The following is a 12,211-nucleotide window of genomic DNA, read 5'->3' on the forward strand; positions in this document are numbered from 1 at the left end:
CATTAATGTTTAAAATGTCTTACGCCTGTAAATACCATTGCAATGCCGTATTCATCTGCTTTTGCAATTGACTCTTCATCACGAATTGATCCACCTGGCTGAATAATAGCTGTGATTCCTGCTTTAGCTGCTGCTTCTACTGTATCGCCCATTGGGAAGAACGCATCTGAACCTAAAGCTGAACCTTGTGCTTTTTCACCAGCTTGTTCAATCGCAATTTTTGCAGCGCCTACACGATTCATTTGACCAGCCCCTACGCCGATTGTCATGTCATCTTTTGCAAGTACAATAGCATTAGACTTAACATTTTTAACAACTTTCCATGCTAATTTTAAATCTGCCCACTCTTTTTCTGTTGGCTCGCGTTTCGTTGGAACAGTAATCGTTGCATCATCAAATCCGAACACATCTTCATCCTGAACAAGAACGCCGCCTTTTACAGATGTTAAGAAAGCTTCTTTTTCTGCTTTTTCATCAAGCTCTATCGTTAGTAAACGAAGGTTTTTCTTAGCTGTTAATACATCTAATGCTTCTTGATCGAACGCAGGAGCAATGATGATTTCTAAGAAAATTTCTTTTAACTGAATAGCCGTTTCACGGTCGATAGGACGGTTAGCTGCTACGATACCGCCAAAGATAGATGTAGGATCCGCTTCGTATGCTTTTTGATAAGCTTGAGCAATTGTTTCACCCACACCTACACCGCAAGGATTCATATGTTTGATCGCTACGATAGCCGGCTCTTTGAATTCTTTTACGATTTGAAGAGCTGCATTTGCATCGTTGATATTATTGTATGATAACTCTTTTCCATGCAGTTGCGTAGCTGTTGCAATAGAACCTTTTTGTGTTAACGGCTTTTTATAGAAAGAAGCTTGTTGGTGAGGATTTTCTCCGTATCGTAAGCCTTGAACACGCTCATACGTTACTGTTAATTTCTCAGGAGTTGTTTCACCTGTAATGTTTGTTAAGTATTCAGCGATTAATGCATCATAAGCTGCCGTATGACGGAATACTTTTGCTGCTAATCGTTGATTGGTTTCAAATGAAACATTGCCATCAGCTTTTAACTCTTCTACTACGGTTGCGTAATCGCTTGGATCTACTACAACTGAGACAGAACGATAGTTTTTCGCAGCTGAACGAAGCATTGTAGGTCCACCGATGTCAATATTCTCAATCGCTTCAGCAAGCGTTACATCCTCTTTTTCAATTGTCTTTTTAAACGGATATAAGTTTACAACTACAAAGTCGATTGGCGAGATATTATGCTCTTTCATTTGTGCTTGATGCTCTTCATTATCGCGTAACGCTAATAAAGCACCGTGAACGTTAGGATGCAATGTTTTTAAACGACCGTCTAAAATTTCTGGGAAATCAGTTACTTCAGAAATTCCGATAACGTCAATGCCGTTTTCTTCTAGGGTACGCTTTGTACCGCCAGTTGAAATGATTTCTACTCCTAAGTCCTTTAATTCTTGTGCAAATGAAACAATACCTTCTTTATCAGATACGCTAATAAGTGCGCGTTTTGCTGTCATTTTGTAAACTCCTCCTGATCCGATCTCTCATTTAAAATCTTTCTTTCACTACTACTCTACCATAGTAAAGGATTAAAACTTTTTTGACAAGGTTACATCCTATTTATTTAACTGCGGCTTGTTCAAATAATTCATTTAGTACCGCGGGATAAAATTGGTGTTCAATTTCATGAATGCGGGCCTCGACTGTTTCTCTTGTATCGCCTTTTTCAATGCGAATAGCCTGCTGATCAATAATTGGTCCTGTATCCATTCCTTCATCTACAAAATGCACGGTAATTCCAATCACTTTTACTCCTGCATCAAAGGCTTGACCAATAGCATCAATCCCAGGAAATGCAGGTAAAAGCGACGGATGAATATTAACAATACGATTTTTGTATGGCTTAAGCAACGTCGAACCAACTAATCGCATATATCCTGCTAAAACAAGAAATTCTACTTTAGCTGATGTAAGCTCTGCAAGAATTGCTGCTTCATACTCTTCTTTATTTTCATAGTTTTTAGGCGAACAAACAAAGCATGGTATTCCACATGCTTTTGCTCGTTCAATTACGTATGCATCGGGTTTATTGCAAACAACAAGCGCGATATTTGCTTTTAATCGACCTGACTGAGTTGCTTCGTAGATGGATTGAAAGTTACTGCCGTTTCCAGAAGCAAACACTGCAATATTTATCATGCAAACGTCCCTCCAGCAAATTCAACACCTGTTCCTTCTTTGACACGTCCGATAACAAATGCTTTTTCGCCTTCGTTTTCAATTGCTTCAATGACTTTATTCATATCTTCAGGTTCAACAGCTAAAACAAATCCGATTCCCATGTTGAATACTTCGAACATTTCTTTACGGTCTAGCTTGCCTTGCTCTTCAAGGAAATCAAACACGTATGGAATTGGCCAAGAACCATAATCGATTTCTACACCTAAACCTTCAGGAAGCATACGAGGGATATTTTCAACAAATCCGCCTCCAGTAATATGAGCCATACCTGCAATCTTAGCTGCGTGTAATGCTTTTAGGACCGGCTTCACGTATATTTTTGTTGGTGTTAATAACTCAACTCCAAGCTTTTCGTTAAAACCAGCGTAAGTTTCTTGAAGATTTAATCCTTGATCATCAACGATTTTACGTACAAGAGAGTAGCCATTGCTGTGGATACCGCTAGATGAAATACCGATCAACAGCTGTCCAGCTTTAATCTCATCTCCAGTAATAATTTCTGACTTTTCTACTGCTCCTACTGTAAACCCTGCAAGATCATATTCATCTTCTTCGTATAACCCTGGCATTTCAGCTGTTTCTCCGCCAATTAACGCACAGTTGGATTGTTCACAGCCGTCTGCAATTCCTTTTACAATCGATTCAATTTTTTCAGGAACTGCTTTCCCGCAAGCAATATAATCTAAGAAGTAAAGAGGCTCTGCTCCTTGTGCTAAAACGTCGTTTACACACATGGCCACTGCATCCACACCGATTGTGTCATGCTTATCCATTTGAAAAGCAAGTTTCAATTTTGTTCCTACTCCATCCGTACCAGAAACAAGAACAGGCTCTTTTAAATTCAATGTAGATAAATCGAACATTCCGCCAAAGCCGCCCACTGTTCCCATAATACCTGCACGAGCAGTGCGTTCTACGTGCTTTTTAATACGTGAAACAGCTTCATATCCTGCTTCTAAGTCAACTCCAGCTTGTTTATATGAATATGACATGTTGTCACTCCTTTTTTACGTTAAAACTAACAAGTTACCTTTTCATGAGGGTGTACAGTATCTGGATAAATTTCAGTTGGATACTTTCCAGTGAAACATGCCATACACTGTCCGCCGTTGCCTTCATACTGTCTGCCGATTGCATCTACTAACCCTTCGTTGCTTAAGAAAACAAGTGAATCAGCTTCAATCAATTCACGAATTTCTTCAACAGAGCGCGTAGCAGCAATTAGCTCAGAGGATGACGACGTGTCAATTCCATAAAAACATGGATTTTTGATAGGGGGTGAACTGATGCGTACATGTACTTCAGTTGCTCCTGCTTCTCGAAGCATACGAACAATGCGACGGCTTGTTGTGCCGCGAACGATAGAGTCATCTACCATGACAACACGTTTACCCTCTACAATTTTACGTACAGGAGACAGCTTCATTTTTACACCTTGTTCACGCAATTCTTGTGAAGGCTGAATGAACGTACGGCCTACGTATCGATTCTTAATTAAACCCAATTCGTATGGAATTCCTGACTGTTCTGCAAAACCGATGGCTGCTGAAATACTTGAATCGGGAACGCCTGTTACAACGTCTGCTTCAATCGGTGACTCAACTGCAAGTTGTTTCCCAAGGTTTTTACGAGCAGAGTGAACATTGATTCCATCAATATTACTGTCTGGTCTTGAGAAATAAATATATTCCATACTGCAAATTGCGCGGTTTACGTTTAATGTGAAACGTTCTGATTGAATACCTTCATCGTTAATAATGAGTAATTCACCCGGCTCTACATCACGCTCATGAACTGCTCCAACAATATCAAACGCACATGTTTCAGAAGCTACTACATAGGCATCACCTAATCGTCCAATTGATAACGGACGCAATCCGTGAGGGTCAAGTGCAACCATCATCGTATCTTCTGTTAAGATAACGAATGCGTATGCGCCTTTAACCATGGATAAAGCATTTTTTACTTTATCTTTCATATCTTCATAGCCGCTTCGTTTAATTAAATGAGCAAGTACTTCTGTATCTGATGTTGATTGAAAAATACTCCCTTGGTTTTCCAGCTGATGCTTTAATGCATTTGCATTAACCAAGTTTCCATTATGAGCTAACGCAAGGCTTCCGCTATGAGAGCGGAAGTGAAGGGGTTGAACATTTTCAAACCCTCCGCCTCCAGCTGTTGCATAACGAACGTGTCCAATTGCTGCTTTACCGTTTAGTTGCTCTAACTCTCCGTGGCCAAATACTTCGTTAACAAGACCGACACCTTTCATTACTGTCACTTTTTCTCCGTCTGTTACAGCAATACCAGCGCCTTCTTGTCCGCGGTGCTGCAAGCTATGCAAACCGTAATAAGCAATCTGGCTTGCATTTTCATGTCCCCATACACCGAATACGCCACATTCTTCGTTTAAGCCTTTGATTTCAGCAAGCATGGAAGCGCTCCTTTCCAAGCAGTAGTTAATTCTTCAACTGATAATTGAACAAGAACATTTTCTTGATGTTTAACAGTTAATGTTGCGTCTTCTGTTACGCGTCCTACTAATGTTACATCTTGTACAAGCATTTCGAATTTTTCTTTATTCTCTGGAGAAACCGTTACGATAAAACGTGATTGTGTTTCACTGAATAGCTCTGCTGTTGCTTCGCCGTCTACCGTTACGTCCACACCTAATCCGCTGCCGTTCATCACTTTTTCAGCTAGGGCTACCGCGAATCCTCCTTCTGCAATATCGTGAGCAGATTGAACTGCGCCTTCACGAATTGCTTGAAGAAGCTGATCTTGACGTGTTTTTTCAACTGCTAAATCTAATTTAGGTGAATGCCCAAATACCGTACCGTTTTCTAGTACTTTTTGAAGCTCAGTACCTGCGAATTCTGCTTCAGCTTTACCAATAACATAGATTAAGTCATCTTTTTGCTTCGCATATTGAGTTGTAATATGGTTGATATCGTCGATCAAACCAACCATTCCGATAACAGGAGTTGGGTAAATTGCTTCACCTTTTGTTTCATTGTAAAGAGATACGTTACCGCCGATAACCGGAGTCGATAGCTCACGGCAAGCGTCGCTCATACCGTCTGTTGCTTTTTCAATTTGCCAGAAGATTTCTGGTTTTTCAGGGTTACCGAAGTTTAAGCAGTCTGTAATTGCAAGAGGCTGTGCACCTGAACATACAAGGTTACGAGCAGCTTCTGCTACTGCAATACGGCCGCCTACTTCTGGGTCTAGGTATAAATAGCGAGAGTTACAGTCTGTTGTCATCGCTAATGCTTTATTTGTATCACGTACACGAACAACCGCCGCATCAGATCCAGGAGATACAACTGTGTTTGTACGTACTTGATAGTCATATTGGTTGTAAACCCACTCTTTGTTTGCAATAGTAGGCTGTTTTAAAAGTGTTACTAACATATCACTGTGATTTTCAACAGTAGGAGCATATGCTGATTGCTCTTGGAACTCACGATAGTATGCTGGTTCTTGAGATGGCTTGTGGTATACCGGTGCATCTTCTGCTAATGCATCTACAGGAACATCTGCTACTACTTCTCCGTTATGAGTTAAACGAAGGCGCTTATCGTCGGTTACGTGACCAACTGAAACAGCTTCTAATCCGTATTTTTCTACGATTTCTACGATTTCATTTTCACGGCCTTTTTCAACAACGATGAGCATGCGCTCTTGAGATTCTGAAAGCATCATTTCATATGGTGTCATACCTGTTTCACGCTGAGGTACAAGATCAAGGTTCATTTCAATACCAGAACCCGCTTTACTTGCCATCTCTGCTGAAGAACTTGTTAAGCCCGCAGCACCCATATCTTGAATACCGACTAAAGCGTCACACTTGATAAGTTCTAGGCAAGCTTCAAGAAGAAGCTTTTCCATAAATGGATCTCCTACTTGTACAGCAGGACGTTTTTCATCTGACTGATCAGATAGTTCTTCAGAAGCAAATGTTGCGCCGTGGATGCCGTCGCGGCCTGTTTTTGCTCCTACGTACATAACCGTGTTGCCAACGCCTTTAGCTTGACCTTTTTGAATATCTTCGTGATTAATTAAACCCACACACATAGCGTTAACAAGCGGATTTCCTTCATATGAAGCTTCAAACTGAATTTCTCCGCCTACTGTTGGGATTCCTACACAGTTACCGTAACCCGCGATTCCCGCTACTACTTCCTCAAACAAATGACGAACCTTTGGAGATGTTAATTCACCAAAACGCAAAGAGTTTAAAAGTGCAATCGGTCTTGCTCCCATTGAAAAGACGTCACGAATGATACCACCTACACCAGTTGCTGCTCCTTGATAAGGTTCAATCGCTGATGGATGGTTATGACTTTCGATTTTAAATACAACGGCTTGGTTGTCACCAATATCAACGATACCAGCTCCTTCACCAGGACCTTGTAATACTTTTTCACCCGTGATAGGGAATTTTTTCAGTACAGGCTTAGAGTTTTTATAACTGCAGTGCTCTGACCACATAACAGAGAATAAGCCTGTTTCTGTATAATTAGGAGTACGACCAAGCAGTTGCTCTACATTCGCAAACTCTTCGTCTGTTAATCCCATGTCTCGATATAACTTTTGTTCTTTAATTTGCTCTACATTTGGTTCAAGAAGTAACGACATTTTGTTCCCTCCACTGCTTTACGATTGATTGAAATAATTTAAGTCCGTCCGCGCTTCCTAAAAGATCGCTTACCGCTCTTTCTGGGTGAGGCATCATTCCTAATACGTTGCCTGTTTCGTTCGTAATCCCTGCAATATCTTGAAGACTTCCATTTGGATTATCACCTGCGTATTGGAAAAGAATCTGGTTGTTTTCAATCAATTTTTGTAACGTGTGTTCATCACAATAGTAGTTGCCTTCACCGTGTGCCACTGGAATAGCAATTACTTCATCTTTGCCATAAGCATTTGTAAACATTGTTTCGTTATTAGCTACTTTCAAATTCACTGTTTTACAGATGAATTTTAAGTTTTCATTACGGCGCATAGCACCTGGTAGTAATCCTGCTTCTAATAAAATTTGGAATCCATTACATACACCTAGTACTGGCTTTCCTTGGCTTGCTGCTTTTTTTACAGCGTCCATTACATTTGAGAAGCGAGCGATAGCACCTGAACGAAGGTAATCTCCATATGAGAAACCACCTGGAAGCAAGATACCATCATATTGATCTAATGATTCTGTATCGTGCCAAACGTAATCTACTTCTTCACCAAGCTCATCTTTGATAGCATGATACATATCGACGTCACAGTTTGATCCTGGAAAAACAATTACAGCAAATTTCACTGTACGACAACCTCCTCAACCTCGTAACGGTAATCTTCAATTACTGTATTAACTAAAAGCTTTTCACACATTTCTTTTACTCGTTCATCTAATGAATCTGTGCTGTCGATTGTTAGCTCTAAAAATTTACCGATGCGTACTTCTTCTACTTCTTCATAAGACATACGGTGCAATGAATTTTTAACGGCTACTCCTTGAGGGTCTAATACACTTTCTCTTAATGTGACAAATACTTTTACTTTATACATGGTTGGGTTATCCTCCGATTCGCTGTAAGATTTTTTCGTATGCTTCTGTTAAACCGCCTAAATCTCTGCGGAATACATCTTTATCTAATTTTTCGTTCGTATGAACATCCCAGAAGCGGCAAGTGTCAGGTGAAATTTCATCCGCTAAAATAATGTCGCCTTGAGAAGTACGGCCGAATTCTAATTTAAAATCCACTAAGAAAATATCTTTATCTTTGAAAAATTTCGATAATATTTCGTTGATTTGAAGTGCTTGTGCCTTTAAACTATCAATCTCTTCTTGAGTTGCAGCTTTAAGGAAAATCGCATGTTCTGCAAGAATTAATGGATCACCAAGCGCATCATCTTTGTAGTAAAGTTCAACGATTGGCTGTTCAAAACGAATACCTTCTTCTACGCCAATTCGCTTCGCAAGGCTTCCTGCTGTAGCATTTCGTACAACAACTTCAAGCGGGACAATTTCTACTTTCTTAACCGCTTGTTCATGATCTGAAAGCTGCTTCACAAAGTGAGTTGTAATCCCTTGCTCATGTAACATTGAAAATAGTAAACTACTAATTTGATTGTTCAACTGTGCTTTTCCGTTAATCTCCGCTTTTTTCTGACCGTTGAATGCTGTAGCTTCATTTTTATAAGCAACCCACAATACATCTTGCTCATCAGTAGCGTAAATTTTTTTCGCTTTTCCTTCATAAAGTAACTCTTGCTTTTCCATGCCGTCACCTCTACATACAGAATATTCAGATACACTTTCTTAGATAAAGGCAAGGACGTGCCTTGCCTTTTTTATTAAAGACCTAAACGTTCAAAAATCATATCTACATTTTTTAAATGGTGCTTATGATCGAAGCAATCTTCAATCTCTTCTGGTGATAAGTGGCGAGTAATGCGCTCTTCGCCTTCAATTAAAGAACGGAAAGGAACTTGCGTTTCCCATGCTTCCATTGCTTTTGGCTGTACTAAGTCGTATGCTTCTTCGCGTACCATGCCTTTATTGATTAGTGTTAACAGTACACGCTGTGAGTAAATTAATCCTAGTGTACGATCCATGTTGCGTTTCATGTTGTCAGGGAATACTGTTAAGTTTTTAACAATGTTTGCAAAACGATTTAACATGTAATTTAAAGCAATCGTTGCATCAGGTAAGATGACACGCTCTGCCGATGAATGAGAGATGTCACGCTCATGCCAAAGCGGTACATTATCATAAGCTGTAACCATATAGCCGCGAATTAAGCGAGCAAGTCCCGTTACGTTCTCAGAACCGATTGGATTACGTTTATGAGGCATTGCAGATGAACCTTTTTGACCTTTTGCAAAGTACTCTTCAACCTCACGTGTTTCACTCTTTTGAAGACCGCGAACTTCTACTGCAAATTTCTCAATAGATGTCGCAATTAACGCTAGTACTGACATATAGTGTGCATGACGGTCACGCTGTAATGTTTGCGTAGAGATTGGTGCTGGTGAAATTCCTAATTTCTCACATACGTATTTTTCAACGAAAGGATCGATGTTAGCGAATGTTCCAACTGCTCCTGACATTTTACCGAATTCCACTTCAGCTGCAGCACGTTTTAAACGCGCTAGGTTACGCTTCATTTCTTCGTACCATAATCCCATTTTCAAACCAAATGTCGTTGGCTCAGCGTGTACACCGTGCGTACGTCCCATCATAACCGTATACTTATGTTCTTGAGCTTTTTCCTTTAGTACTTCTACAAAGCGCTCTACGTCACTTAGCAAGATTTCATTAGCTTGCTTTAATAAATAAGATAGAGCTGTATCAACTACGTCAGTTGAAGTCAAACCGTAGTGTACCCACTTGCGCTCTTCACCAAGCGTTTCAGATACTGCACGAGTGAAAGCTACTACGTCATGACGCGTTTCTAGTTCAATTTCATTGATGCGGTTAATATCAAAAGATGCATTTTGACGAATTAACTTTACATCTTCTTTCGGAATATGTCCTAATTCTGACCATGCTTCGCAAGCTAGAATTTCAACTTCTAACCAAGCTTTAAATTTATTTTCTTCTGTCCAAATAGCTGCCATTTCTGGTCTTGTATAACGTTCAATCATGTTGTTACTTCCTCCGTTCTTTCCCAAATTCCTAGAGATTCGGCTTTTTCTATCGCCTCATCTATCTTATCAGCTAATACCGTGATATGTCCCATTTTTCTCTTCTCTTTTGCAACTTTTTTTCCGTACAAATGCAAGTGCATATCATCTAAACATTCGATTTTTGCCATTGTGTTCTCAATATGTTCCCCTAATAGGTTAACCATAACAGCAGGTTTTAATAAAGTCGGTTGTGCTAGGGTCCAGTTACAAATGGCTCTTACATGCTGCTGAAATTGAGAAAGATCACAAGCATTGATTGAATAATGACCTGAATTATGAGGTCTAGGTGCCATTTCATTTATATAAAGCTGACCTTCTTCAGTTAGGAACATCTCAACTGCTAATGTACCAACTAAATCTAATCCTTTTGCTATTTCTTGCGCATATTGAAGAGCTTTCGCTTCTTGATCTGCTGTAATACGTGCCGGAACAATCGTTTGGTGCAAAATATGATGCTTATGAATGTTCTCAGCTACTGGTAAACATACCGTTTCGCCTTTTGCATTGCGGTGTACAATAACTGATACTTCTTTATCTAAGTTCATCCACTGTTCTACAATGCATTCCGACTGTGCTAATAGCTCAGCTGCTTCACAAATATTATTCTCATTTTTCACTAGAACTTGCCCTTTACCGTCATATCCGCCTCGGCAAGTTTTTACGACACATGGATAACCAATTGTTTCAACAGCTTTTAAAAGTTCTTCTTCAGTCGTAACGATTGCGTAATCAGGAACGTCTAGATTAAGCTTTGTAATCATTTCTTTTTCTAAACGACGATTTTGTGTAACGGCTAGTAAATGACTGCCTTGTGGCACGTAGCATTTTGTTTCTAGCCATTTCATCATCTCAACATCAACGTTTTCAAATTCATAGGTGATGACATCTGACACTTCAGCAAGCTGTTCAACCGCTTTTCTATCATCATAGTTGCCAATGACTTTAATATCTGCTACTTGACCGCAAGGAGAATCTTCTGTTGGTTCAAGCACTGCAATGTAATAACCCATTTCTTTAGCAGATAGTGCAATCATTCTTCCTAGCTGTCCACCGCCTACGATTCCAATTGTTTTACCAGGAGGTATAAGTAAATTAGACAAGTTGATCACTACTTTCTAACACGGATGATTTAATAGACTCTCTACGATTTTCAAGTTGATCACTTAACGTTGGATCCTGTGTTGCTAAGATTTGTGCTGCTAGCAGGCCAGCGTTCGTAGAACCAGCTTTTCCAATCGCTACTGTAGCCACCGGTACGCCGCCTGGCATTTGAACAATCGATAAAAGTGAATCTAAACCGTTTAAGTTACTTGATTTAACCGGTACACCTATTACAGGTAAAATTGTTTTTGCAGCAATCATACCAGGTAAGTGAGCAGCGCCACCAGCGCCAGCAATAATAACTTTAATCCCTCGTTCTTTAGCAGTTTCAGCGTACTCAAACATATAATCCGGCGTTCGATGTGCTGATACAACTTTCTTTTCATATTCAATATTTAATTCATCTAAAATGTCACACGCATATTTCATAGTGCTCCAGTCTGACTGACTGCCCATTACAACAGCAACTTTTACATTCATGAATAAAAGCTCCTTTTTCACGTTATAAAAAAACCTAGGGTAAAGTTATGGCTCACTAAAGGAAAGCCACAACTACCCTAGGTTTCATGTATCAACATTCCTTTTGAAAAGGAATCATGTTTACCTATTTAGTAATTGTACTCTCCTCATAGTCCAATGATTTACGGTCATCGGGTAGAAACTCGTGGGCCATATTCCCACTATTATATGAGGTTTCGGATATCTCAATTGACAACTTAATAATAACAGCCAAACCGGAAAAAAGTCAACCTAAAAATCGAATATTTACTATTTTTATCATTAAAATGTTCGTATTTAGAGACTTTTCCCTTCGAAAACAATCTGTTGCTTTACCGGAACACACTCTTTTTTACCATTTATTTCTTTTTCTTCAAAGATAGGCTTTTCCATGCGTCGAACGGGCATATACCCATCTTTTTTCATCCGATCTAAACAACTTGCGATTGTTTCATTTTCCTGTAATTCGTATAGTACTTTTTTTGATTTCTTACCCAAAATGCAGCCTCCAGTTTGAAAGAAGTTTCTTACAACGTCAAAAAGAACTTTTATAATAAAAAATTAAATGAATCCACTATAGTGTAACATAATTTAAAAGTTAAATTCACGCTGTAATTTTTAGAAACAAAAAAGACTAGTCATTGAATGACTAGTCTTTTTATTT

The 12,211-nt window shown here is 39.4% G+C and carries 12 protein-coding genes and 1 riboswitch; all 12 genes read right to left on the reverse strand.

Annotated elements, in window-relative coordinates:
- Nucleotides 1–2: 2 nt before the first annotated feature.
- Nucleotides 3–1,541: a bifunctional phosphoribosylaminoimidazolecarboxamide formyltransferase/IMP cyclohydrolase gene (purH, locus tag POF52_RS23405; protein ID WP_013081443.1), complete on the reverse strand. Its 1,539-nt coding sequence runs from the start codon at nt 1,539–1,541 to the stop codon at nt 3–5.
- A 103-nt stretch (nt 1,542–1,644) separates the two neighbouring features.
- The gene (gene purN, locus POF52_RS23410; protein ID WP_271995297.1) at nt 1,645–2,223 is read right to left on the reverse strand and encodes a phosphoribosylglycinamide formyltransferase; all 579 of its coding nucleotides are present in this window, start codon (nt 2,221–2,223) and stop codon (nt 1,645–1,647) included.
- Nucleotides 2,220–3,257, reverse strand: a complete 1,038-nt coding sequence (gene purM / locus POF52_RS23415) for a phosphoribosylformylglycinamidine cyclo-ligase (RefSeq protein ID WP_013081441.1) — start codon at nt 3,255–3,257, stop codon at nt 2,220–2,222. Before purM ends, purN begins: the two co-directional genes overlap by 4 nt.
- Nucleotides 3,258–3,283: 26 nt before the next feature.
- Nucleotides 3,284–4,699, reverse strand: a complete 1,416-nt coding sequence (gene purF, locus POF52_RS23420; protein ID WP_013055041.1) for an amidophosphoribosyltransferase — start codon at nt 4,697–4,699, stop codon at nt 3,284–3,286.
- Nucleotides 4,675–6,906 (reverse strand): phosphoribosylformylglycinamidine synthase subunit PurL, encoded by a 2,232-nt coding sequence (gene purL / locus POF52_RS23425; protein WP_013055040.1) that lies wholly within the window; start codon nt 6,904–6,906, stop codon nt 4,675–4,677. The genes purF and purL overlap by 25 nt, the downstream gene beginning before the upstream one ends.
- Nucleotides 6,890–7,576 (reverse strand): phosphoribosylformylglycinamidine synthase subunit PurQ, encoded by a 687-nt coding sequence (gene purQ, locus POF52_RS23430; RefSeq protein ID WP_013055039.1) that lies wholly within the window; start codon nt 7,574–7,576, stop codon nt 6,890–6,892. Before purQ ends, purL begins: the two co-directional genes overlap by 17 nt.
- Nucleotides 7,573–7,824, reverse strand: a complete 252-nt coding sequence (gene purS / locus POF52_RS23435; RefSeq protein WP_013055038.1) for a phosphoribosylformylglycinamidine synthase subunit PurS — start codon at nt 7,822–7,824, stop codon at nt 7,573–7,575. Before purS ends, purQ begins: the two co-directional genes overlap by 4 nt.
- Before the next feature lie 7 nt (nt 7,825–7,831).
- The gene (purC, locus tag POF52_RS23440; RefSeq protein ID WP_271995301.1) at nt 7,832–8,539 is read right to left on the reverse strand and encodes a phosphoribosylaminoimidazolesuccinocarboxamide synthase; all 708 of its coding nucleotides are present in this window, start codon (nt 8,537–8,539) and stop codon (nt 7,832–7,834) included.
- Nucleotides 8,540–8,613: 74 nt separating this feature from the next.
- On the reverse strand, nt 8,614–9,906 hold the full coding sequence (gene purB, locus POF52_RS23445; RefSeq protein WP_271995302.1) for an adenylosuccinate lyase: 1,293 nt from the start codon (nt 9,904–9,906) through the stop codon (nt 8,614–8,616).
- On the reverse strand, nt 9,903–11,048 hold the full coding sequence (gene purK / locus POF52_RS23450) for a 5-(carboxyamino)imidazole ribonucleotide synthase (RefSeq protein ID WP_271995304.1): 1,146 nt from the start codon (nt 11,046–11,048) through the stop codon (nt 9,903–9,905). Before purK ends, purB begins: the two co-directional genes overlap by 4 nt.
- On the reverse strand, nt 11,041–11,529 hold the full coding sequence (purE, locus tag POF52_RS23455; protein WP_013055034.1) for a 5-(carboxyamino)imidazole ribonucleotide mutase: 489 nt from the start codon (nt 11,527–11,529) through the stop codon (nt 11,041–11,043). Before purE ends, purK begins: the two co-directional genes overlap by 8 nt.
- A gap of 129 nt (nt 11,530–11,658) precedes the next feature.
- A riboswitch (purine riboswitch) is annotated at nt 11,659–11,760 on the reverse strand.
- 84 nt (nt 11,761–11,844) lie between these two features.
- Nucleotides 11,845–12,045: an NETI motif-containing protein gene (locus tag POF52_RS23460; RefSeq protein ID WP_271995306.1), complete on the reverse strand. Its 201-nt coding sequence runs from the start codon at nt 12,043–12,045 to the stop codon at nt 11,845–11,847.
- Nucleotides 12,046–12,211: the final 166 nt, after the last annotated feature.

It is taken from the genome of Priestia sp. AB, from assembly GCF_028369225.1.
GTDB classification, from domain to species: domain Bacteria; phylum Bacillota; class Bacilli; order Bacillales; family Bacillaceae_H; genus Priestia; species Priestia megaterium.